24 protein-coding genes are annotated in these 22470 nt (G+C 34.5%); 14 read left to right on the top strand and 10 right to left on the bottom strand.

The window, feature by feature from the left end:
* Window positions 1-8: 8 nt before the first annotated feature.
* The 6 genes from rpoN to FIT61_RS06205 form a co-directional block, all read right to left on the bottom strand.
* Window positions 9-1418: an RNA polymerase factor sigma-54 gene (gene rpoN, locus FIT61_RS06230; protein ID WP_139883801.1), complete on the bottom strand. Its 1410-nt coding sequence runs from the start codon at window positions 1416-1418 to the stop codon at window positions 9-11.
* Window positions 1419-1444: 26 nt separating this feature from the next.
* Window positions 1445-2167 carry an LPS export ABC transporter ATP-binding protein gene (lptB, locus tag FIT61_RS06225; protein ID WP_139873911.1) on the bottom strand — a complete coding sequence of 241 codons (723 nt, stop codon included), beginning with the start codon at window positions 2165-2167 and terminating at the stop codon, window positions 1445-1447.
* A 9-nt stretch (window positions 2168-2176) separates the two neighbouring features.
* Entirely contained in the window at window positions 2177-2665 is a 489-nt protein-coding gene (gene lptA, locus FIT61_RS06220) for a lipopolysaccharide transport periplasmic protein LptA (protein WP_139873910.1), read from the bottom strand.
* Between the two features lie 65 nt (window positions 2666-2730).
* Complete coding sequence (gene lptC / locus FIT61_RS06215; protein ID WP_139883799.1) at window positions 2731-3360, bottom strand: LPS export ABC transporter periplasmic protein LptC; 630 nt, start codon at window positions 3358-3360, stop codon at window positions 2731-2733.
* Window positions 3357-3884, bottom strand: coding sequence for a KdsC family phosphatase (locus tag FIT61_RS06210; RefSeq protein WP_139883798.1), 528 nt, complete (start codon window positions 3882-3884; stop codon window positions 3357-3359). The genes lptC and FIT61_RS06210 overlap by 4 nt, the downstream gene beginning before the upstream one ends.
* Complete coding sequence (locus FIT61_RS06205; RefSeq protein ID WP_139883797.1) at window positions 3884-4864, bottom strand: KpsF/GutQ family sugar-phosphate isomerase; 981 nt, start codon at window positions 4862-4864, stop codon at window positions 3884-3886. Before FIT61_RS06205 ends, FIT61_RS06210 begins: the two co-directional genes overlap by 1 nt.
* Window positions 4865-4954: 90 nt before the next feature.
* Here FIT61_RS06205 and FIT61_RS06200 point away from each other — a divergent pair, with 90 nt between their 5' ends.
* Genes FIT61_RS06200 through FIT61_RS06185 form a run of 4 tightly spaced genes read left to right on the top strand, consistent with a single transcriptional unit; the run spans window position 4955 to window position 8998 of the window.
* The gene (locus FIT61_RS06200; RefSeq protein WP_139883795.1) at window positions 4955-6928 is read left to right on the top strand and encodes a cation:proton antiporter; all 1974 of its coding nucleotides are present in this window, start codon (window positions 4955-4957) and stop codon (window positions 6926-6928) included.
* A gap of 3 nt (window positions 6929-6931) precedes the next feature.
* Window positions 6932-7945 (top strand): NAD(P)/FAD-dependent oxidoreductase, encoded by a 1014-nt coding sequence (locus FIT61_RS06195; protein ID WP_139873905.1) that lies wholly within the window; start codon window positions 6932-6934, stop codon window positions 7943-7945.
* A 59-nt stretch (window positions 7946-8004) separates the two neighbouring features.
* The gene (locus FIT61_RS06190; RefSeq protein WP_139873904.1) at window positions 8005-8565 is read left to right on the top strand and encodes an SOUL family heme-binding protein; all 561 of its coding nucleotides are present in this window, start codon (window positions 8005-8007) and stop codon (window positions 8563-8565) included.
* A gap of 34 nt (window positions 8566-8599) precedes the next feature.
* A complete protein-coding gene (locus FIT61_RS06185; protein ID WP_139873903.1) occupies window positions 8600-8998 on the top strand; it encodes a phosphate-starvation-inducible protein PsiE in 399 nt (132 codons plus the stop codon).
* A 39-nt stretch (window positions 8999-9037) separates the two neighbouring features.
* Here FIT61_RS06185 and moaC read toward each other — a convergent pair whose 3' ends face one another.
* Window positions 9038-9550, bottom strand: coding sequence for a cyclic pyranopterin monophosphate synthase MoaC (gene moaC / locus FIT61_RS06180; protein ID WP_139873902.1), 513 nt, complete (start codon window positions 9548-9550; stop codon window positions 9038-9040).
* Between the two features lie 66 nt (window positions 9551-9616).
* On the opposite strand from moaC, the gene FIT61_RS06175 reads away from it, so the two are divergent.
* From FIT61_RS06175 to ahpF, 3 genes are all read left to right on the top strand, one after another.
* Window positions 9617-11053, top strand: coding sequence for a M48 family metalloprotease (locus FIT61_RS06175; RefSeq protein WP_139873901.1), 1437 nt, complete (start codon window positions 9617-9619; stop codon window positions 11051-11053).
* A gap of 141 nt (window positions 11054-11194) precedes the next feature.
* On the top strand, window positions 11195-11761 hold the full coding sequence (gene ahpC, locus FIT61_RS06170; protein WP_139873900.1) for an alkyl hydroperoxide reductase subunit C: 567 nt from the start codon (window positions 11195-11197) through the stop codon (window positions 11759-11761).
* A 72-nt stretch (window positions 11762-11833) separates the two neighbouring features.
* Entirely contained in the window at window positions 11834-13387 is a 1554-nt protein-coding gene (gene ahpF / locus FIT61_RS06165; RefSeq protein ID WP_139883793.1) for an alkyl hydroperoxide reductase subunit F, read from the top strand.
* Window position 13388: 1 nt separating this feature from the next.
* Here the strand turns inward: ahpF and FIT61_RS06160 are convergent, their stop codons facing one another.
* Window positions 13389-13991, bottom strand: a complete 603-nt coding sequence (locus FIT61_RS06160; RefSeq protein WP_139873898.1) for an HdaA/DnaA family protein — start codon at window positions 13989-13991, stop codon at window positions 13389-13391.
* A 121-nt stretch (window positions 13992-14112) separates the two neighbouring features.
* Here FIT61_RS06160 and purM point away from each other — a divergent pair, with 121 nt between their 5' ends.
* From purM to FIT61_RS06135, 5 genes are read left to right on the top strand one after another with little or no spacing between them, the layout of a single operon-like run.
* A complete protein-coding gene (gene purM, locus FIT61_RS06155; protein ID WP_139883792.1) occupies window positions 14113-15168 on the top strand; it encodes a phosphoribosylformylglycinamidine cyclo-ligase in 1056 nt (351 codons plus the stop codon).
* A gap of 7 nt (window positions 15169-15175) precedes the next feature.
* Window positions 15176-15904 (top strand): DUF3108 domain-containing protein, encoded by a 729-nt coding sequence (locus tag FIT61_RS06150; protein ID WP_139873896.1) that lies wholly within the window; start codon window positions 15176-15178, stop codon window positions 15902-15904.
* Between the two features lie 43 nt (window positions 15905-15947).
* The gene (locus FIT61_RS06145; protein WP_222845038.1) at window positions 15948-16892 is read left to right on the top strand and encodes a DUF3108 domain-containing protein; all 945 of its coding nucleotides are present in this window, start codon (window positions 15948-15950) and stop codon (window positions 16890-16892) included.
* A 2-nt stretch (window positions 16893-16894) separates the two neighbouring features.
* Entirely contained in the window at window positions 16895-18151 is a 1257-nt protein-coding gene (locus tag FIT61_RS06140) for an RsmB/NOP family class I SAM-dependent RNA methyltransferase (protein WP_139883789.1), read from the top strand.
* Window positions 18152-18155: 4 nt separating this feature from the next.
* Window positions 18156-19385, top strand: coding sequence for a dicarboxylate/amino acid:cation symporter (locus FIT61_RS06135; protein WP_139883787.1), 1230 nt, complete (start codon window positions 18156-18158; stop codon window positions 19383-19385).
* On the opposite strand, the gene ampD is transcribed toward FIT61_RS06135, so the two are convergent.
* Window positions 19382-19948, bottom strand: coding sequence for a 1,6-anhydro-N-acetylmuramyl-L-alanine amidase AmpD (ampD, locus tag FIT61_RS06130; RefSeq protein WP_139883786.1), 567 nt, complete (start codon window positions 19946-19948; stop codon window positions 19382-19384). The genes FIT61_RS06135 and ampD overlap by 4 nt on opposite strands.
* A 37-nt stretch (window positions 19949-19985) precedes the next feature.
* Between ampD and FIT61_RS06125 the strand changes: the two genes are divergently transcribed.
* A complete protein-coding gene (locus FIT61_RS06125; RefSeq protein ID WP_139873891.1) occupies window positions 19986-20987 on the top strand; it encodes a sodium:calcium antiporter in 1002 nt (333 codons plus the stop codon).
* A 14-nt stretch (window positions 20988-21001) separates the two neighbouring features.
* Window positions 21002-21448, top strand: a complete 447-nt coding sequence (locus FIT61_RS06120; RefSeq protein ID WP_139883785.1) for an RDD family protein — start codon at window positions 21002-21004, stop codon at window positions 21446-21448.
* Here the strand turns inward: FIT61_RS06120 and lptG are convergent.
* Window positions 21396-22466, bottom strand: coding sequence for an LPS export ABC transporter permease LptG (lptG, locus tag FIT61_RS06115; protein ID WP_139883783.1), 1071 nt, complete (start codon window positions 22464-22466; stop codon window positions 21396-21398). The two genes, FIT61_RS06120 and lptG, sit on opposite strands and share 53 nt — an antisense overlap.
* Between the last annotated feature and the right edge of the window lie 4 nt (window positions 22467-22470).

Raw genomic sequence — 22470 nt, 5'->3', positions numbered from 1 at the left:
GGTTGGGTTTATAAAATTTTTCTAAGATTGGTTGGAGCAATATTTAGTATTTCTCTATATTTTGCTACGGTTCGACGAGCGATATTAATATTTTGCCTCTTCAATAATAAGACAATTTCATTATCTGAAAGTGGTTTTTTCGGATCTCCTTGTTTAATGACTTCTTTAATTTTAGCCCTTATTGCGGTAGATGCAAGCTCATTCCCTGACGCACTATCAATCGAGCTGCCGAAGAAAAATTTGAGTTCATAAATACCACGTGGCGTATTAATATATTTATTTGATGTGACGCGAGATATTGTGGATTCATGAAGGCCCACTTCTTCAGCAATCTCCCTTAAAACAAGAGGTTTCATCATAGATTCGCCATGATCTAAAAAGTCTTTTTGATGTCTCATAATTGCCTCGGAGACTTTAAGGATTGTGATAAAGCGTTGTTGTATATTTTTCACAATCCATTTAGCTTCTTGTATCTGACTAGATAAATGATGTGCAACGTCATTTTGTGAGTTCTTTATTAAGTCTCGATAAATATGATTTAAGCGAAGTTTGGGAATCGCTTGCTCATTTAATGAAACTTGCCATTTAGCCTTCACTTTTTTGACATTAACTTCATGTTGAATGAAATGATGACTTTCAATAGTGGAAAATATATTTCCAGGTTTTGGATTAAGGCTTTTAATTACTTTTTGAACATCTCTTAATGCTTCATCTTCACACCCTAGTATTTTTTTAAGTCTCACAAAGTCACGCGCAGCTAAAAGATTTAGATGGTTCTTAATTACTTTAATAGAGAGTAAATGAATCGGAGTTTCTTCTTTACTCTCAAGTTGAAGAGTCAGGCATTCTATGAGGTCTCTTGCGCCAATACCAGGAGGAGCTTGTTTTTGAAGAAGCTTTAGTAAAGATTCTATTTCTTCAATACTTACCTCATATTCTTTTGGAATGCTTGCTAAAAAATAATCAAGAGACTCCTCTAGATAACCATCTTCATTAATTGAATCTATCAAAAGAGAAATAATAGCCTGATCTTTTTCACTAATCGGAATTAAATGAAAAATATCTTCAAGGTATTGTTTTAATGTTTGTGATGCAGGTTCTTGATAGTCAGGTGATTCAGCGTAATTATCTTTTGTATACTCGTCACCCCAATTAATTTCATGATCATAAATAGCTTCTTGATGTTCTTGATGATTCAAAATTTCAAATGAAGTTTCTTCTTGAGAAATTGTCGGGGTATTTTTGTTTTCTTCCTCATCCTCTTCTTCAAATATTTCAATCAAAGGATTTTGTTGAATTAAAATTTCAAGTTCTTGGTTAAGTTCAACCGAAGACATTTGTAAAAGTTTTATAGATTGCTGAAGTTGCGGGGTAAGCGATAAATGCTGGGATGCTTTAAATTGAAGATTTTGTTTCATCGCTTAAATAGCACTTATTTAAGTACTTATAAATAAAAGTCTTTACCTAAATAAACATCTCTAACATTTTGATCATTAGCAAGCGCTTTAGGCAGGCCTGATGCAAGTATTTTGCCTTGATTCACAATATACGCACGATCACAAATACCTAATGTTTCGCGAACGTTATGATCTGTAATAAGGATGCCAATTTTTTGTTCAGCAAGATATTTGATAATTTTCTGAATATCAATTACCGCAATAGGGTCAATTCCTGCAAAAGGTTCATCTAGTAAAATAAAGGCTGGATTAGAAGCTAGGCATCTAGCAATTTCAACGCGACGTCTTTCGCCACCAGAAAGACTGATTGCAGTATTATTTCTAATGTGAGTAATGCCTAATTCTTGAAGAAGCTCTTCAAGTCTCTTATTCATTTTTTCACGAGTTAATTCTTGTAGTTCTAAAATAGCCAAAATATTTTCAGACACAGTCATTTTTCTAAAGATTGAAGACTCTTGGGGTAGATAAGATAAACCCAATTTCGCCCGGCTATGAATTGGCATTTTAGATATATTGACATCATCTAATGAAATGCGTCCTCGATCAGCTGGAATAAGCCCTACAATCATATAAAAACTTGTAGTCTTTCCAGCGCCATTAGGGCCTAGTAATCCGACAATTTCACCACTCTTAATAGTTAAAGATACGTCTTGAACAACAGTTCTTTTTTTAAAGGATTTTTTAAGATTTTCAATGACTAATTCGCTCATATTAGATCGTTATTCCTGTGGCTTTTTCTTTGGTTGAATAATTGCACGCGTTCTAGCGCCAGGGACAGTTTCTCCCGCTTTATTTTTAGTATTGCCGGACATTGCTTTTGCAAATTCAGCATTTGCGTCATACATGATGTAATCACCGTAAATGACATCCTGACCTTGTTTTACCCATGCCTTGCTATATAAATGAACTTTATCCATACGGCCGTCATATTCAATTCTCTGCGCACTTCCTTCAATATAGTCATTCTTACCTTCTCGTTTTTGTTTGAAGGTCGTTGGGTTGCCGACACTTGTACTATGTTGAAAGCCTTGATTATCCTCTCGAACAGTCAGTTCGTCAGCTTTAATGAGAAGTGTGCCTTGTGTCAAAATCACATTACCAGTATATACACTTGTATTTTTTGAATCGTTTGATGTCATTGTGTCAGACTCAAGTTCGATAGGCTTATCTCGATCCGCTTTTTCTGCAAAGACATTAGGCGAAGTCATACTTAAAAAGCATAAACAAGTAAATATAAATTTTAATAGCGATGGTTTAAAAAATATTGGGGACATTATTTTTTTAGCTTCTTATTTTGAATAATAGGATGAGCAGTTAAATTAGTTTTCTTTGCTGGCTTTTCATAATGCACGCGAACTTTCTCTAACAAGGTTATTATTCCATTCTTTTTGTCATATTTCATGCCGATCGCATTGACGACAGTTTTAGGGTCTTGAATAATACGAACAGGGCTTTTTGTAAATGCTTGGTCTTTATGAGGCAATACAGTTAGTTGGTCTGTAAAAAGTTCCATTTTTGGTTTTGTTTCTGTTTCGAGACGAGCTACTTTTACATTATCAATCATCCGCACTTCTTCACCATCAGTCGAGACAAGACCAAGACCGCCTTCAATTTGTGAGCTAGGTAGATTATTTTTGTATCTAATAAAAAGTGGTTTTTTTAAACGTGTAGTATCATCTTTAGCAAAATGTACCATTTCATTTGCTGACAAAATAAAATGAACAGAGCCATCTGGCTCAGTTTGTGTTGTTTTAAAGTTAGTTAAAAAATAATCAGGACTATTACTTAATTTATTTCCTCTTTTTTCGCTTTCATTTTCAACAGAAACTTGAACCCAGTATGAAATAAAAGCCAAGATTGCAGCGAATAAAGTAGGGAATAAAACAGAGAAGCGATTGATCATTTAAAGTAAGGTGCAATGATTGAGTTATAAGTGCCTTGTGCTTTCATAATAAAATCACAAGCTTCTCGAACGGCACCATAGCCAGCAATTTTTTCTGTAATAAAATGCGCAATTTTTTTAACTTCATCATGACCTGCTGGGACTGTAATAGCCAGACCCGATTGCAACATAGGGGGTAAATCTACAATATCATCCCCCATAAATGCACACTCTTCTACTTTTAATCCTGTTTTTTTGATGAGATCAGTAAATGCTTCTTTTTTATCTGAAATACCTTGATAAAAGTAATCGACTTCTAGATTTTCGGCACGAATAAGAACGCTATTGGAATTACGACCAGTAATAATTGCGAGTTTAATTCCACTTTTTTTAAGTAATCGCATACCCAAGCCATCTTGCGTGTTGAACATTTTATATTCTTGGCCATCGTCTCCAATAAAGAGTGAGCCATCTGTCATTACGCCATCAACATCAAAAATAACAAGTTTAATTTTTTGCGCGCGAGCCTTGAGATTAGAGTCCATTAAATCACTTTCGCTTTAAAAAGATCATGCATATTAAAAGCACCTACCAATTTGAATTCTCTATTTACTACTAGGATCCCATTAATTTTGCTAGTCTCCATAAGATTAATCGCATCAATAATAATTTGATCATCAAATATTGTTTTTGGATTTTTATTCATAATTTCTTTGATGGACTGTTTTTCATAATCTATTTTTTTAGAAAGCTGTCGTCTTAAATCTCCATCAGTAAACATACCAATAGGTTTAGACTCTTTATCTACGATTGCTGTAAAGCCTAATCCTTTGAGGGATATTTCAAGGACTGCATCAGAAAGTAAAGCGTGCTCATGGATAGACGGTACTTGATCAGTTTTTCTCATAATGTCTCGCACTCGAACGACTTGTCTTTTGCCTAGACTGCCACCCGGATGTGATCGAGCAAAATCTTCAGCTGTAAATGCTCTTTGATCAAGAACGCAAATAGCTAGCGCGTCTCCTAGAGCAAGTGATGCTGTAGAGCTAGCTGTGGGAGAAAGCCCCAAAGGGCATGCCTCTTGAGATACCTGAGCACTTAAGTGAATTTCAGATTCTCTTGCCAGTTCGGAATTGCTATTGCCTGTAATTGAAATAATTTTTGCGCCAATTCTTTTAATGACGGGAAGAATAGATATGAGTTCATCACTTTTACCAGAATTTGATAGAAAAATGACTACATCATTAGATGTAATCATACCTAGATCACCATGACTGGCTTCAGCAGGATGCATAAAAAAGCTAGGAGTGCCTGTGCTTGCGAAAGTAGATGCTAATTTTCTTCCAATATGCCCTGATTTCCCCATCCCACTTACCACAACTCTACCATCGCAATGTAAAATGAGCTGAACAGCATGGACGAAATGATCATCAAGCCTATTTGCTAAGGATGATATTTCTTGTGCTTCAATTTCAAGGACTTGACGGGCGCGTTCGAGCGTATTTTTTGATGATGTCTTGGTCATATTGATATTGTAGAGGGTAATAGATACTCGTGTAAAAGGGTTTATATGTACTTTAAACCTAAAAATTGTTGATTAATCTTGGATAAATGAATGTTTGACTCTCTGCCCTTAGTTCTTATTTTGCTAGTAAGCTCAGTTTTACTAGTTGGACTATTTCGATATTTAAAATTACCCGCAATGATTGCTTACTTTGTTGTAGGTTTAATTTTAGGACCTCATTTAATTGGCGTATTACCTGACTCCGAATCTGGTAGGCATTTTGCAGAATTTGGTATTGTGTTTTTGATGTTCAGTATTGGACTTGAGTTTAGCTTGCCTAAACTTTATTCCATGAGGCATATCCTTTTCGGTTTAGGCGGTGCACAGGTTCTTATTACTTTATTTGCTTCTATAAGTGTTGCTTGGTGGTTAGGGCTTCATTTAACCTCAGCATTCGTAATTGGAAGCGCATTTACTATGTCGTCAACAGCCATTGTTTCAAAAATACTAATGGAGCGTGTTGATTTAAATTCAAGACATGGTCGATTGGCTATTGGTATTTTGCTCTTTCAAGATATAGCAGTTATTCCAATATTAATATTGATCCCAGTGCTTGGAGCCTCAACCAATGATATTGGCACTATATTTTTAATGTCACTTTTAAAAGCAATCTTTTTATTTTCCATTCTTTTTAAATTTGGTAGACCTTTAATGAATTCTTGGTTTGCTGTGGTAGCTAATCAGCGGTCACGTGAATTATTCATTATGAATGTTTTGATGGTTACACTCTTATTTTCCTTTGCAACCGAGATGGCTGGATTATCTTACGGCATTGGAGCGTTTATGGCTGGTATGTTAATTTCTGAGACACGTTATCGCTATCAGGTTGAATCAGATATTGCAGCTTTTAGAGATATTTTATTGGGCCTCTTTTTCATAAGCATTGGTATGTTGCTTAATCTTCACCAACTTGCATCGAATATTGGTTTTGTCATTTTAATTACCTTGGGATTTATTTTATTCAAAGCTTTTGTGATTATGTTGCTGGCAAGATTATTCAATTATGAAATTGGTGTAGGTATTAGAACCGGACTTATCTTGGCACAAGCAGGGGAGTTTAGTTTTGTGATATTGGCACTTGCCAGAGAAGGGCATGTAATCGGAACTCATGCATTCCAAATTATCCTGGCCGCTTCATTACTTTCAATGATATTAGCTCCATTTATCATTCAATATAACGGCCGTATAGCGCGTTATTTATCAAAAAGTTATAACCGCAACAGTGCCGACACAGTGCAAGCAATTCAATCAATAGGCCGCACTTTAAAGGACCATGTAATTTTGTGTGGTTATGGCAGAAGTGGACAGTACTTAGGACGCTTTTTAAAAGAAGAGAATATTCCTTTTATTGCGATTGATATTGACCCAAGTCGAGTGAATGAGGCATCAGCTGGTGGAGAACATGTAATGTATGGTGATGCAAGTCGAAGAGTTGTCTTAGAAGCGGCAGGCATTAAAACAGCTAAAGCGCTTGTGATTAGCTATGCTGATTTTAGAGCTTCTATGAAAGTACTTCATGTTATTCAAGATACATATAAAAATATACCAGTAATTGTAAGGACGCTAGATGATACTCATATGGACGATATTCGAAATGCTGGCGCAAGTGAAGTTGTTCCAGAAATTTTAGAAGGTAGTTTAATGTTAGCTTCTCACGCACTTGTTGTTTTAGGCGTTCCTCTAAATCGAGTTGTGAAGCGAATCCGTTCTTTTAGAGAAGAACGTTACAAAATGTTTAGGGGTTATTTTGGTGGTATGTCAGATGCAGAGCCTGAAGTGACTCAACCACAATTGAGGTTGCATGCGATTGAAATTAATGAAAAATCACATGTCTATTCTTGGAAACTTATGCAAATTCCATTCGCCATGTTTAATGTTGAGCTTAAATACTTGAGGCGCCCTAATATGTTGGAAGATATAGAACCGAGAGATGACATCGTTTTGTCTCCAGGAGATATTCTCGTGGTATTGGGTATAGCAGATAAACTTAATGCTTTAGAAAAATACATACTGACTGGCAAATAGAGCATGACAAAAAAAGTTGCTGTCATTGGTGGCGGTATTGTGGGATGTATAACCTCTTTTTTTCTTATTGAAAAAGGATATGAAGTTACTTTACTCGATCAGAATGCTGTTGGTCAGGAAGCTTCTTGGGCTGGAGCCGGCATTCTCTCTCCTTTATTGCCTTGGAACTATCAAGATACTGTAAATAATCTTTGTTTTGGTAGTGCCGATTTTTATCATCAACTTTCTGAGATTCTAAAAAAAGATACAGGTATTGATCCTGAATGGATTGAATCAGGTATGTTGATTTACGATGTAAATGATAATGATTATGCAATAAGTTGGTGCCAGAAAAATCATATTGAAATTCAGCAAGTTCAAGTAGATAGAACATCATGTTTATTTTTGCCACTTGTGGCTCAAATAAGAAATCCTCGTTTACTCAAAGCATTAAAAACATATTTAATAAAAAATAATATTGTCATGATGGAGCATCAAAAAGTTAGCCCTATTGTAGATTCAAATGATTTTATCCATTGTCTTCGAACTGAAAGCGGCCTTAATTTAGAAGCAGATTATTATGTTGTAGCCTCAGGCGCATGGAGCTCTTATGTTTTGAATGAAATTGATATGCCAAAAATTAAACCTATCAGAGGGCAGCTTATTCAATATCCTTCCATCAAAGAAAAATTGCCATATATTATTTATAAAGATGATTTTTATTTAGTACAAAGACAGGACGGTCTAATTCTTGCTGGGAGCACAAAAGAGGATGTTGGGTTTGATAAAGGTATTACAGAAGAGGCTAGGCATTCTCTTCAACAAAAAGCTGAGTCTTTAATGCCAGTTTTAAAAAACTACAATATTGAAAATCAATGGAGTGGCTTAAGGCCGGGCTCGGAAGGCAATGTGCCTATGATAGAAAAGCATCATAAATATAATAATGTATACTTGAATGTAGGACATTATCGTTATGGATTGACGATGGCTCCTAAAGCAGCAAGAATAATTTGTGATTTAATAACTTTAAATGGGTAGGTATTATGCGCTTAAGTATTTTTACAGCTTTCATTTTGTTTTTTACGAGCTTTACTGTTATGGCGATTGAAGAACCAGAATTCATTAGTATCGAAAAAAAAGATGCATTTGAAATAAGAGAATACCAGCCGAAATTAATTGCTCAAGTTCTTGTTACCGGCACATTTGATAGTGCATCAAGTAAAGGGTTTCGATTGTTAGCCGATTTTATTTTTGGAAATAATAAAACAAATGAAGGCTCAAAAAAAATTGATATGACTGCTCCGGTAGTTAGTCGCGATGCTTCTGAAAAAATTGATATGACGGCGCCGGTTGTTTCCGAAGAAACTGAAAGGGGTTGGTATATTAGTTTTAATATGCCAAAGCAATATTCAAAAGATACTCTTCCCGTTCCTAACAATCCTGAAGTGAAAATTATAGAAGTCCCTACAGAAAAATTTGCAGTTATTACATTCTCCGGTCTAGTTCGAGAAAGAAAATATGCAGAAATGTTAAATCTACTTAATGAAGAAATGAGAAAGCGAAATTTAGAACCACAAGGTCCTGCGATATTAGCTCGTTATAATCCGCCTTGGACATTGCCATTTCTTAGAAGAAATGAATTGATGATTAGATTTTAAAAGTTAATAATAATTAGAAATTAGGATAAAAATTATGCAACCTAACAAATTTAGCAAGCTTGCTCAGCATAGCCTTACATTAGTAGGGCAAGCCGTTTTAATTGTGATTGCTGTAGCAACTATTTTTGCAGTTTTTCAAGAGATCGAACATGTTTGGCAAGCTCGCACAATAGCGGTTGGTGATTTATTAATGCTTTTCTTGTACCTAGAAGTGATGTCGATGTTAAATCATTATTTGGGTTCAGGAAATCTACCTGTGCGCTACCCTTTGTACATCGGAATAATTGCACTAGCTCGTTTTCTTGTATTAGATATTGCAGAAATTGACGCATTTAAGATGTTTGCTATCTCAGGCTCAATATTACTTATTGCTATAGCTATCTTAATAGTTCGTTATGGTCACGTTCGCTTCCCCTACTCCGAAGACAATTAAAATATCTTTTGTAGAGACAGATTTGGGACAAGCACTTTATTATTTTACTTTTTTGGACTTTGTTTTATTTAGTCCCACACCTCGTTTGTAAAGCCCAGAGCGTCCTCCAGACTTTTCCACTAAGTGGATATTTGAGATGACCATCGTACGGTCTACTGCTTTCACCATATCATAAATAGTGAGGAGGGCAATGCTGACGGCTGAGAGAGCTTCCATCTCAAGACCAGTTTGTGCTAAACATTCACATGATGATTGACATGTAATGACATTATTTTTTTTATCAATACTAAAATTAATATCGATTTTAGATAAATTAATTGTGTGACAAAGCGGAATGAGTTCCCAAGTTTTTTTTGCCGCCTGAATACCGGCAATTCTTGCGGTATTTAGCACATCACCTTTTTTAATTAAATTATCTTGAATTAATTTTAAAGTTTCTTTGTTTAATTGTATTGATCCCTCTGCAATTGCTTTTCTCCGTGTAACAGCTTTATCGGAAATATCTACAAGTTGTGCATCACCTTTTTGATTAATGTGAGTAAGTTTTTTCATAAAATTTAATTAGCTTATCTTCGCAAACTTAGGTATTAAGTGATTATTAATCTAGGTATCATACCAATGATGAAATTTAAAATTACATTATTAACGAGTTTTTTTTGTTGCCTATCTGTTTTTGCCAACGAATTACCCGATTTAGGTGATTCTTCGCAACTTATTATATCCGCCAAAGAAGAGCAGGCTATTGCTAAAGCTATTTTAAGAGAAGTCGCAGTTAGCCCTGAAATTATTCAGGATATTGAAGTAATTGATTATCTGAAAAATTTGGGAAATAGATTAGTGGCATATAGCCCTAATAAAACACAACAGTTTAACTTTTTTGTAGTGAATGAATCTTCTATTAATGCTTTTGCGATGCTTGGCGGAGTAATTGGTGTTCACACAGGTTTAATCTTAGCCTCAAATAGTGAGTCAGAGGTTGCTAGTGTATTGGGTCATGAAATTGCTCACGTAACGCAAAGGCATTTGCCAAGAATGATCGCACAGCAGAAAAATGACTCGATTAAAACTGTATTGGGCATTGCTTTAGCACTCCTTGTGGCAAGAGCTAACCCACAATTGTCAGCTGGAACTATGACTGCAGCCTCAGCGATGGGCGTTCAAAAACAGCTAGACTTCACAAGAGATAATGAAAAAGAAGCAGATCGTGTGGGCTTTCAAATTTTAACAGACGCGGGTTTTGATGGTCGTGCAATGGTTTCGTTCTTTGGCACTCTTCAAAAGGGGTCACGTTTTTCAGAGGGTGCTGCGCCCAGCTTCTTAAGAACACACCCTATTACAACTGAACGTATAAGTGATATGTCAAACAGAGTTAAAGATACTCGTTATAGACAGATACCCGATAATCCAGATTTCGTGTACATCAAATCAAAATTGAGAGCCACAAACGGTACACCACAATCTGCAGTTGATGAGTTTGAAGGAAGTATCAAAGATAAGCGTTATATGAATGAAGCTGCCGAGCGATATGGCCTAGCAACAGCATATATGAGGAAAAATGATTTTGTTAAAGCCAGACAAGAGGTCGAGTGGTTAAAAATAAATGCTAAAAAGGATGCGCTTATTGAAACACTTGCATGTAAATTAGAGGTCGCAACCAATCATCCAGTCCAAGCATTAAACCTATATTTAAAAGCTCTAAATTTATACCCTAATCATCGAGCCTTAATTTACGGATTAGCAGAACTTTATTTAATGACAAATGAGCCAGAAAAAACTATAAAATTAATTAATGACAAGTTGAATATTTATCCAGATGATAGTTATTTCTTTGAATTGCTCTCCAAAGCTTATTCAAAAGAGGGGAAAGAATTACTTCAATACCAAGCGCAATCCGAAGCTTATTATCGTAAATTTAATTTGCCTAGAGCAATAGAGCAAATGGAATTTGCTGCGAAATCTAAAGATGGCAATTTTTATCAAAAATCAATTGTAGAGTCTCGTTTGAAACAATTGATTTTTGAAAATAGTCTGGAAGACATCAAAGACAAAAAATAAGACCCTATTTTTAATCAATTGAGCTTTATTATATTAAATGATAAGTAAAATAAATCATTAATATAATAACAATTGATTATACATATCAATACGACTTACCTATAATCTCTATTTTTTAACCAACCAAAGAAGGAGAAAACGATGTCTTCATTAGTTAATACTGAAGTAAAACCGTTTAAAGCAACAGCATTTCACAATGGCAAGTTTGTTGACGTTACAGAAGCTAATCTCAAAGGAAAATGGTCAGTTCTTATTTTTATGCCAGCCGCATTTACATTTAACTGCCCAACAGAAGTTGAAGATGCAGCTGATCATTATGCAGAATTCCAAAAAGCAGGCGCAGAAGTTTACATTGTGACAACTGATACACATTTTTCACATAAAGTATGGCACGAGACTTCACCTGCTGTTGGTAAGGCAAAATTTCCATTAATTGGAGATCCTACGCATCAACTAACGCGTGCATTTGAAGTACATATTGAAGAAGAAGGCTTAGCATTGCGTGGTACTTTCATCATTAATCCAAAAGGTGAAATTAAAACAATGGAAGTTCATGACAATGCAATTGCGCGCGACGTTAAAGAAACATTGCGTAAATTAAAAGCTGCACAATATGTAGCTAACAATCCAGGTCAAGTATGTCCAGCAAAATGGCAAGAAGGAGCTAAAACAATTGCTCCATCATTAGACCTTGTAGGTAAGATCTAAATAGAAAAATGAATCCCAGGCCATACATTGGCCTGGGTATTTCTAAATTAGATTAATGTTTAAGGAAATATAATGGCTCTAGACTCAGCAATCAAAAATCAACTTCAAGAATATATGACCAGGCTTGTTAATCCAATTAAGCTTGTGGCTTATGTCGACGAAAATCCTGCATCTAAAGAAATGATAGAGATGTTAGAAGAAGTTGGGTCTTTGTCGGGAAAAATTACTTTAAGTAAAGAAGTAGATACTTCAAAAAGAATTCCTTCTTTTGAAGTAAATAGAGAAAAGGAAGTTTCTGGCATCACTTTCGCAGGCATTCCATCAGGGCATGAATTTACATCTTTCGTTTTAGCGCTTCTTCAAGCCAGTGGATATCCTCTAAAAATAGAAGCTGAAAAAATAGAACAAATTAAAAATATTGAAGGCAAGTTTCATTTTGAAACTTATATTTCATTAAGTTGCCATAATTGTCCTGATGTTGTTCAGGCATTAAATGCAATGTCTATAATTAATCCAAATATTTCTCATGTGATGATTGATGGCGCATTATTCCAAAAAGAAGTTGAAGATAAACAGATTATGGCTGTGCCAACTATTTTCCTTAATGGAAAAACTTTCGGTCAAGGAAGAATGGAGCTTGATGAGATTGTAAATAAGATTGACTCAAGCGCAAGCTTAAAAGAAGCTGAAAAATTATCTAAAAAAGAAGCCTATGATGTTTTAATTATTGGCGGAGGCCCAGCAGGCGCATCGGCTGCAATTTACAGTGCGCGAAAAGGTATTCGCACGGGTATTGTTTCTGAGCGTTTCGGTGGACAAGTGATGGACACCTTAGGCATAGAAAATTTTATTTCTGTAAAAGCGACTGAAGGCCCAAAATTAGTTGCAGCCCTTGAAGAGCATGTAAAAGAATATGAAGTTGATATTATGAATTTGCAACGCGCAAAAAGCGTTCAAAAAAATGATTTGGATTCATTATTTGAGATAGAACTTGAAAATGGCGGGAAACTTAAAAGTAAATCAGTGATTGTTGCAACTGGAGCAAGATGGAGAGAATTAAATGTTCCCGGCGAAAAAGAATTTAAAGGTAAGGGTGTTGCATATTGCCCTCACTGTGATGGTCCTTTGTTCAAAGGAAAACATGTTGCAGTAATTGGAGGAGGAAACTCCGGTGTTGAGGCTGCAATTGATCTTGCGAATATCGTAGGACATGTCACTCTTTTTGAGTTTGCATCGGAACTCAAAGCTGACGATATCCTTCAGAAAAGACTTTATAGTTTGTCCAATGTAGATGTCATATTAAATGCGCAAACTACCGAAGTGATCGGTAAAGATAAGGTGAACGGCATGATTTATCTAGATCGAAAAGCAAATGAGAAGAAAACTATCGAGCTCGAGGGTATTTTTATTCAGATTGGATTATTACCAAATACGGACTTTGTTAAAAACACTGTAGATCTTTCAAAGTTTGGTGAAATTATGATTGATAATCACAACCAGTCTTCATTACCAGGTTTGTTTGCTGCAGGCGATGTAACAACCGTACCTTATAAGCAGATTATTATTGCAATGGGAGAGGGGGCCAAAGCTTCTCTTGGTGCCTTTGATTACCTTATTCGTCAATAAGCTAAATTTTATTAGCTTCTATAATTTCTTTAAGTAATGGCAGTGTTATCGGTCTTTTATAAGTTAAAGACCATTGATCCAAAGCCTCTAATATAGAAAATAAATTTGGCATATCCCGTTTTAGATATTTTAGGCAATAATCAATAATATCCATACCCAGTTTCATACCTCTTTCATCCGCATGTTTTAGTAGGGCCAGTTTTTTTTCTTCATCGGATAGACCTATCACTTCGTAAGTAACGCCCCAAGCAAGTCTTGTTGCTAAATCTTCTCTTAATTTCATTTGGAGGGGAGAGTGGAGTCCTGTGACCAACATATTTTGTTTGGAATCTTTGCATCGATTGTAAGTATTAAACAATTCGATTTGACCTGCCTCATCAAGCAAATGAACATCATCATGAATGATAAATCCATGATCTGATGCAATATGAGCCAAATGAGATTTTCCCGAACCTTCATTGCCCCATAGATATATAAATTGAATGGGTAATTGATGAGAGATGATTTGCTTTAAGGTGTGAACTGCTTCAATATTTTGACCAACTACAAAATTTTCAAAAGATTGTCTTGGCGTTGGAGATAGGGCTAATAGCATTTGTTTCATATCAATGGGAAGTTTATTTAGATAAAGATAGCCTTAATTATGCACATCTTTAAAATATATTTCGGTTAAAATTTCAATTATAACGACTAACCCAAATGTTTAATGAAAGAGAGTTAATCTTTTGAATAAAGATGACACAAGAAAAGATACCCAATCGATCACTTATCGGGATGCAGGGGTGGATATTGAGGCGGGTGATCAACTAGTTGAAAGAATTAAGCCTTTTGCAAAAAAAACCATGCGAGCCGAAGTTTTAGGAGGCATAGGAGGTTTTGGTTCATTATTTGAAGTCCCTAAAAAATACAAAGAACCTGTTCTGGTTTCAGGCACTGACGGAGTAGGTACAAAACTTAAATTAGCATTTGAATTAAATAAACATGACACTGTTGGAATTGATTTGGTTGCTATGAGTGTCAACGATATATTAGTGCAAGGTGCTGAACCCTTATTCTTTCTTGACTATTTTGCATGTGGGAAGCTTGATGTAGAAACAGCATCCCAGGTTATTAAAGGTATTGCGGAAGGTTGTGCACAGTCTGGTTGTGCTCTTGTAGGTGGGGAAACAGCAGAAATGCCTGGTATGTACCCTGAAGGTGAATACGATTTAGCTGGATTCGCAGTAGGCGTTGTAGAAAAAAGTGAAATTATTAATGGTAAAAAAATACAATCTGGTGATGCAGTCATTGGCCTTGCATCTAGCGGGGCGCATTCAAACGGATATTCTTTAATTAGAAAAATTATCAGTAATGAAAAGGCTGATTTCTCAGGTTCTTTTGATGGAAGGACATTAAGAGATGTTGTAATGGAGCCTACCAAGCTCTATGTAAAGTCTGTCCTTAAGCTCAAAGAGGCAATTAAAATTAAAGGTATGGCTCATATTACGGGGGGCGGTATTACTGAAAATATCCCACGTATTTTAGGCGAAGATTTAATGGCAGAAATTCAATCATCAAGCTGGCCATTACCAAAACTTTTTCAATGGCTACAAGATAAAGGAAATATTTCAAATACAGAGCTTTACCGTACATTTAATTGTGGAATAGGTATGGCTATAGTCATTGATAAAAATGATGTTGCCAAAGCAAAGCAAGTCTTGCAAGAATCCAATGAGACAGTTTATGAAATAGGCATCATTAGAAAACGCCTAGCTAATGAGCATCCTACTATGGTGATTTAATATAAATATGAAAAAATTAGTGCCATTTAAAATGTGGCTAGCATTTTTTTTATTCATATTTAATACATTAGTTTTTTCAAAAGAGCTGCCAAACATTATAGAGTTGAAATATGAGCTAACTCAAAATGGAGAATTGCTAGGCACTGTCGTTGAAAAATTTATATCTGACGAAACAGGAAAATATCATATTGAAAGTGTGACAAAAGGAATTGGTCTCTATGCTTTATTTGGAGATCGTGTAGTGATAAGTGAAGGAAATATTTCACCAGAAGGCTTGAAACCAAAACACCTTGAAGTTCACCAAGGAAATAATCAAAGTAAAGATGCAATTGTAGATTTTGATTGGGAAAACCAAATACTAATCACTCGTTATAAAGGCGCAGAAATAAAAGAAAATATAGAAAATAAAACACAAGATTTAATTAGCTACTTATACCAATTAAATTTTGAAAATTACGATGCTTCAATAATAGAGTTCTCAGCAGCAACAGGTAAAAAATATAAAAAATATCAGTTTAAGATCGTAGATAAGAAAGTGATACTTCCATTGGGAGATATAAATCTTGAGACTATCTTCATGCAAAGCATAGCTGAAAAGGATGGAAAGCCAGAAACTCAAATATGGCTAAACAATAAATCCTATAAATTACCAATTCGCATTCGTTATCAAGAAAAAAATGGTTCAACATTAGAGCAAAATTTGGTGCAGGCGAATATAGATCTCAATGGACTTTGATCTTATAAAAATACTACTGAAAAGTAATCATGTAAAATTTTTGTTGGCCATCTTTGTCTCAATTTTAGCCCATCTTTTTTTATTGGGAGGTATTGATTTATACAACCCATTTTTTTTAAAAAATTCCGACAATCCTAATATTGTTATTGAAAGCCACCTTGAAGCACCTTTGAAAAAAGAAGAAGGATTAACAAAGAAAAAATCATCTACCCCTAAAAAAAATAAGCAGATAGATAATAATTCAAATGAAAAAAAAGACAGTTCATCAAAAGATTTGAATCAAGAGATTCAAAATAATGAATTAAATGACACTACTCAATCTTTTGATAAAAAAGAAATTCAGTATAAAAAAGTAGTTATTGATTATGATGTAAGAAGAAGCTTGGATGGATCGCCTGTAGGTGTTGCAAGAACTATGTATTTCTTAGGAGAGAATAATCAATACACCATCAAAAATGAAGTTGAAGCAAAAGGATTTGTGTCTCTTTTTTATTGGAATAAATTAAAGCAAACAAGTGATGGAATTCTAACTCCAGAGGGCCTGAAGCCAAAAAATTATCATTATCAATTTGGCAGCAAAATTGATAATTTCGCAGCTTTTGATTGGGAGTCTAAAAAAATAATTACCACAACAAATGGAAAAATAAGTGAATTTGAAATGTTGGAAGGCTCACAAGATATGTTAAGTTTCATGTATCAATTTATGTTTGAACCTCCTCTAGCAAAAATGAAAATCTATATTACAAACGGGAAAAATTATAAACCATACGATTATTCATATATTGGAGAGGAATTCATTGAAACTGACGTTGATAAGATTCTAACATTGCATATAGCAAAATTTAATTACAACAATGAAGAAAGAATAGATTTGTGGCTTGCAAAGGACTACAAATACCTTCCTATCAAAATAAGGAAGACAGAAAAAGATGGAAGCATTTTAGATCAGTCTACAAAAAAAATTGAAATCGAGAGTTTAGAGCCTTAAATATGCTTAACCTAAATTTAATACAACATTGCGCAAATATTTTAGGAGAAATATTAGACTTTCATGGGCCTGCAGATATGAAATTAAGCAACTATTATAGAGATCATGGCGAGCTTGGACAGAAAGACAGAGGAGAGATTGCTGAATGCATCTATGGCATTATTAGGCGACTCAGATTTTTAAAAAAACTAAATGAAGACGATCTTAACTACAAAAAGCTTGTAATTGCTTGGCTAATAAAAATTGAAGGCAGAAGTATTCGTGACTTAGAGCATGGGTTAAGTAAAGAAGAAATCGAATGGGCTAAATCATTAAAATCAAGAGATACAGAAAAATATACATGGCCAGAAAAATTGAGTTTACCTGATTGGCTTTGGGGTTTATTAGTTGAGCAGTATGGTATTGAAGAAGCAGTACTTTTGGGCAGAAGTTTTCTTGAGCCAGCCAAACTAGATATAAGAGTAAATACTATAAAAATGACTAGAGATGAACTAATTAAATTGCTTACAAAAGAAGTAACTGATATTGAAGTCATGAAATACTCGCCCACAGGAATCAGAATTCCCAGAGGAACATCATTAAGCCGAAATCCATTGTTCATTGAAGGAAAAATTGAGGTTCAAGATGAAAGCAGTCAAATATTAAGCTTTGTTATAGATGCAAAAAGAGGAATGATGGTTGCAGATTTTTGTGCTGGCGCAGGCGGTAAGAGTCTAGCAGTAGGCGCAATTATGAAAAATACTGGACGGATATATGCTTATGATATTTCTGAAAAAAGGATTATTAATTTAGGTAAGCGATTAAAAAAATCTGGATTATCGAACTTATTCGCGCAAAAAATAAAAAATGAAAAAGATGCCAAATTAAAAAAATTAAATGGTAAGTTTGATCGAGTACTTGCTGATGTTCCATGCAGTGGAACCGGCACTTTTAGAAGAAACCCAGATTTAAAATGGAAAAATTCTATGCAAGATCTTGATGAGCTTAATGTCAAACAATTAGCTATTCTTGAAGAGGCTAAAAAGCTTGTAAAAAAAGAGGGTCGGTTAATTTATTCTACATGTAGTCTTTTGAAGAGAGAGAATGAGTCTATTGTTGAGAGTTTCTTAAAAAATAATAAGAATTTTAGATCTATTTCTGTTGATGAAATATTAATAAAAAATCAAGTACCTCTTTCTACAGGTAATTTTTTAAAATTAACTCCCCTTCATCAAAAAACAGATGGTTTTTTTGCTGCAGTACTTCAGCGTATAGATTAAGCAGATGAAGCATACGACAAATCATCAGATTTTAATTGGGGTTTTCGTTGGTTTATTGATTGGCCTGTATATCAAGCTCAATCCTTATGCTATTGGGACTGATTCAATTATTTATGTGGCTGATCTTATTGCAGATATATTCGTCTCTTCTCTAAAGATGGTATTAATTCCAGTAATATTCTTTTCCATATCTGTAGGTATAGCTAATCTAAGTGGACATAAGCAGTCATCAAGAATTTGGGTTTTAACATTTTCGTTTTTTTTCATTTCCATGGCTCTTGCAATTATATTGGGACTTGGATCAATGAACTTATTTGAGCCAGGACGAGGTATATCTTTGTCTATCTTTAGTGAGCAATTAAATAATTTTCACCTAACTTCAATTCCCCTGTCTGGATTCATTAAACAATTTCTTAGTAGTATTTTTGTTAATCCATTCAAAGCAATGACTGAAGGAAATATTTTAGGGGTTATTACATTTTCGATATTAGTAGGATTTGCAATTGCAAAAGGTGGAAAAGAGTTTTTTGAGGTAAAAAAGATATTCAATGGTTTATTAGGGATCACTATGAAGATAGTATCTTGGATTGTAAAATTTTCTCCTTACGGCGTTTCGGCTCTTATTATTAAATTAGTCTCTCAACAATCGCCCGATTTATTTATTACACTATCAAAATTTATAATAGTAATTATTGGCATGACGCTTTTTCATGGAATAGTTATTTTGCCTTTGCTGCTTTATTTTTTTACAAAAATAAATTTATTTATATTGTGGCAAGGTGCCCGAGAGGCAATTATGACCGCCTTTGCAACCAGCTCTAGCAGCGCGACAATTCCAATTACTTTAAGGGCTGTTGAAAAAAATTTAAAAGTTAAATCTGATATTGCTGGATTTGTTATACCCATAGGGGCAACCATGAACATGGATGGTACGGCCCTTTATGAGGCTTCCGCCGCTTTATTTATTGCAAATCTCTCTGGTATCGACTTAAGTATAGGGCAGCAAATTATCGTTTTCTTTACAGCGATGATAGGTGCGATTGGCGCGCCGGGCATACCAAGTGCTGGAATGGTAACCATGGCTATGGTATTACAGTCTGTTGGACTTCCTTTGGAAGCGCTTGCTATTTTATTGCCAATCGATCGTTTACTTGACACATTTAGAACCGCAGTAAATGTAGAGGGGGATATCGTCGTAAGTTTAATTGTGCAGAAATTAGTACGTAAGAATTAATCTTTATTTGGCAATTGATTAAAGTAGGTTTTTATTTTACTCCATTCAAAATAAGGGCCTGGATCCGTTTTCCTAGATGGTGCAATGTCAGAATGTCCTTTAATGTCTTTAATAGGATATTCTTTAATTAAGGATTCGATTAATTCGTTAAGACAGTCATATTGTTTCGCTTCAAAGGCATCATAATCGCTTCCTTCTAGCTCAATACCAATTGAAAAATCATTACAATTATTAATTTGATTCCAGCTAGATTCACCAGCATGCCAAGCTCGTTCTAGACAAGACACAAACTGAAAAAGCGAACCATCCCGCCTAATCAAGAAGTGAGAGGATACTTTTAGATTCGCAATAGATCTAAAGTATTCATGATCATCAGGGTTCAGTTTATTTGTAAACAAATCAAAAATATTATTCCCCCCGTAAATTCCAGGCGGAAGACTAATATTATGAATTACAATTAAACTCACATTGAACTTATTCGGCCGGCTATCAAAATTGGGCGATAATATAATTTTTGCTTTATTTGCAAATCCAGCATCATTTATTATTACAGGTTCAAGCATCGTTAATCTATTGAAGTATTAAAATTAAAGGATTGAAATGATCTTCTTAAAGTTATCTTTCATGTTATTAGTTATTCTAGTCTCAGCTGAGATATTTACCAATGCGCTTGAGCATTTGGGTGAGAAATTAAAAATTTCTGAGGGTGTGACAGGTTCAGTTTTTGCAGCGATAGGAACTGCGCTTCCTGAGACATTGGTCCCACTATTAGCACTTTTGTCGCCACATGGAGATATCGAAACTAATCATCAAGTTGGGGTAGGCGCAATTTTAGGCGCTCCGCTCATGCTCTCTACCCTAACAATGTTTATTATGGCTGCATCTGTAATTGGGCATCGAGGTTTTGAGGGACATTTAAAGCCTGAAAAAACTGGATTAATTAGAGATCTAAATTTTTTTATAATCTCATTTGTCTTTGCTGGAATAGCTTTATTTATTCCTCATACATCTGAGCTCACTAGAGGGCTGATAGCCTTTTTAATGGTTTTTTCTTATTTCATTTATATTTTAATGACAATAAGAGCGTCAAAAAAACTTGTAAGCGATGGTCACGCTACGGAAGCATCAAGTCCAATGTTTATGGAAAGAATTGGATGCCCAAATAATTTTCTAGTTATTGCTATACAGCTATTTGTTGGCTTGGCTTTGTTGATATTCGGAGCGAAGGGTTTTATTTATGGAGTTGAAGAAGCTTCATCTGTTTTAGGAATTTCTGCTCTTATTTTATCTATGTTAATTATTCCGATAGCTACCGAGCTTCCAGAAAAAGTGAATAGTATTTTTTGGATACGAAAAGGTAAAGATACCCTCGCTTTTGGAAATATAACTGGTGCCATGGTATTTCAAGGAACACTCTTACCTGCAATAGGCATCCTCTTAACGCCTTGGGAGCCGAGACAAGAAGTGTATTTATGTATTCTTATAACACTAATATCTTCCTTATGGATTAGAGCTCTTATCCAGAAATCAAATATAAAAGTATGGCATCTGGGCATAAATGGAATTTTTTATTCCTTATACCTTTATTTTGCACTTCATTGATATAGTTTCTATTTGTGAATACAAAAAATCCCCCACTCAAGAGAGTTTATGGTTCTTTAGTTTATGAATTATTTGCTCTTGTACCAATATGGATGATCGCAGGATTTATTTTTATATTTTTTTTTGACACATTTTTTGGATCATATCAAAAATTAATATTTCAAATTTATTTATGGTTTATCGCTGGAGTTTATTTTACTTATTGTTGGACAAAATCAGGCCAGACTCTTGCAATGATGGTGTGGAAATTAAAAATTATATCCCCTCACGGATCTTTAACAAGAAAGTTAGCATGGAGGCGCTATATATATGCAACTTTAGGCACCCTCATGGGAGGCATAAGTTTTTTATGGGCACTAACCAATAAAAAAAATTTATATCTTCATGATCAAATTTTGAATTATTATTTTATTGATGTTCGATTTTATAAATCATCACCATCCCAACAGAGAAGAAAATAAGCGTGGGTATAATCGCGCAAGCTAGAGGCTGCCAGTCATTTAGAAGCCCAATATATCTAAAAGATGAATTCATAATTTGATAAAAGATACCTATTAAAATACCTAAGAAAATTTTTAGATTTTTACCACCTGAGCGCTCTTGAAAAAATCCAAATGGAATAGCAAATAAAACCATTACAATAGAAGCCAGGGGATAAATTAATTTTCCCCATAAAGCCACTTCATACCTTGTAACTTTTTGCTTATTATTTTTCAGGTATTTAATAAAATTAATAAGGTTGATTGATGACATTTTTTCTGGCGAAACAAGAAGTACATTCATCATTTCAGGTTTGATAAGTGATTTCCAAATTGCGCTTTTAAGTGAATTAGTTGAAACCTTATCTTTATCAAAGATTGTTTGATTAATATCATCAAGCTTCCATTCGGAGTTTTTAAAACTTCCTTTTTTGGCATTTGTAATTGTTCTTAAACGAAAAGTTTTATCAAATTCATAAATGTGAATTTCAGATAGGCTTGAGTCAGGCAAAACATGCTCTATATTAATAAAACTATTATTATCTTTTATCCATAGACCAGATTTAAATTCTTGCGAAACAATTGCATCTTTAGAGGTAATTTTTATTTGCTGCGCTTTTTTTTCTGTTACTGGAGTTACAAGATCCCCTACAGCAAATGTAAATAATGTAAAAAATAATCCTGTAAGAGATAAAGTATATGCAATACGTTTTATTGAAAATCCGCTAGATCGAATGACAGTCAATTCAGAATTTTCAGAAAGCTGCCCCATGGTATACATCGATCCAATAAGCACCGCAATGGGAACAATTTCATAAACATGTCCAGGAATACTAAGAGCAACATAACTAAAAATGGTAAGCATATTGTATGTGCCTTTTCCTAAATCATTAATTTCCTGAATGAAGTCGAAAAAACTTAATATGCCTATGATACCTATCATGACCCAGAAAATAGGAATGGCTAATTCTAGATTAAGGTAGCGATTTAAAATTTTCACCTTG

It is taken from the genome of Candidatus Methylopumilus rimovensis, from assembly GCF_006364615.1.
GTDB lineage: Bacteria > Pseudomonadota > Gammaproteobacteria > Burkholderiales > Methylophilaceae > Methylopumilus > Methylopumilus rimovensis.
The sequence above is the reverse complement of the archived record's forward strand: the minus strand, read 5'-3'. Positions and strand labels throughout refer to the sequence as shown.

Coding starts and splice junctions, on each gene's coding strand:
- FIT61_RS06210 (WP_139883798.1), bottom strand. CDS start 3,884: ATGGACTCTAATCTCAAGGCTCGCGCGCAAAAAATTAAACTTGTTATT.
- FIT61_RS06190 (WP_139873904.1), top strand. CDS start 8,005: ATGGCGATTGAAGAACCAGAATTCATTAGTATCGAAAAAAAAGATGCA.
- FIT61_RS06140 (WP_139883789.1), top strand. CDS start 16,895: ATGCTTAACCTAAATTTAATACAACATTGCGCAAATATTTTAGGAGAA.
- FIT61_RS06195 (WP_139873905.1), top strand. CDS start 6,932: ATGACAAAAAAAGTTGCTGTCATTGGTGGCGGTATTGTGGGATGTATA.
- ampD (WP_139883786.1), bottom strand. CDS start 19,948: ATGCTTGAACCTGTAATAATAAATGATGCTGGATTTGCAAATAAAGCA.
- ahpC (WP_139873900.1), top strand. CDS start 11,195: ATGTCTTCATTAGTTAATACTGAAGTAAAACCGTTTAAAGCAACAGCA.
- ahpF (WP_139883793.1), top strand. CDS start 11,834: ATGGCTCTAGACTCAGCAATCAAAAATCAACTTCAAGAATATATGACC.
- FIT61_RS06125 (WP_139873891.1), top strand. CDS start 19,986: ATGATCTTCTTAAAGTTATCTTTCATGTTATTAGTTATTCTAGTCTCA.
- FIT61_RS06150 (WP_139873896.1), top strand. CDS start 15,176: ATGAAAAAATTAGTGCCATTTAAAATGTGGCTAGCATTTTTTTTATTC.
- lptB (WP_139873911.1), bottom strand. CDS start 2,167: ATGAGCGAATTAGTCATTGAAAATCTTAAAAAATCCTTTAAAAAAAGA.
- moaC (WP_139873902.1), bottom strand. CDS start 9,550: ATGAAAAAACTTACTCACATTAATCAAAAAGGTGATGCACAACTTGTA.
- rpoN (WP_139883801.1), bottom strand. CDS start 1,418: ATGAAACAAAATCTTCAATTTAAAGCATCCCAGCATTTATCGCTTACC.
- FIT61_RS06205 (WP_139883797.1), bottom strand. CDS start 4,864: ATGACCAAGACATCATCAAAAAATACGCTCGAACGCGCCCGTCAAGTC.
- lptC (WP_139883799.1), bottom strand. CDS start 3,360: ATGATCAATCGCTTCTCTGTTTTATTCCCTACTTTATTCGCTGCAATC.
- FIT61_RS06200 (WP_139883795.1), top strand. CDS start 4,955: ATGTTTGACTCTCTGCCCTTAGTTCTTATTTTGCTAGTAAGCTCAGTT.
- lptA (WP_139873910.1), bottom strand. CDS start 2,665: ATGACTTCGCCTAATGTCTTTGCAGAAAAAGCGGATCGAGATAAGCCT.
- FIT61_RS06175 (WP_139873901.1), top strand. CDS start 9,617: ATGATGAAATTTAAAATTACATTATTAACGAGTTTTTTTTGTTGCCTA.
- FIT61_RS06135 (WP_139883787.1), top strand. CDS start 18,156: ATGAAGCATACGACAAATCATCAGATTTTAATTGGGGTTTTCGTTGGT.
- FIT61_RS06160 (WP_139873898.1), bottom strand. CDS start 13,991: ATGAAACAAATGCTATTAGCCCTATCTCCAACGCCAAGACAATCTTTT.
- FIT61_RS06185 (WP_139873903.1), top strand. CDS start 8,600: ATGCAACCTAACAAATTTAGCAAGCTTGCTCAGCATAGCCTTACATTA.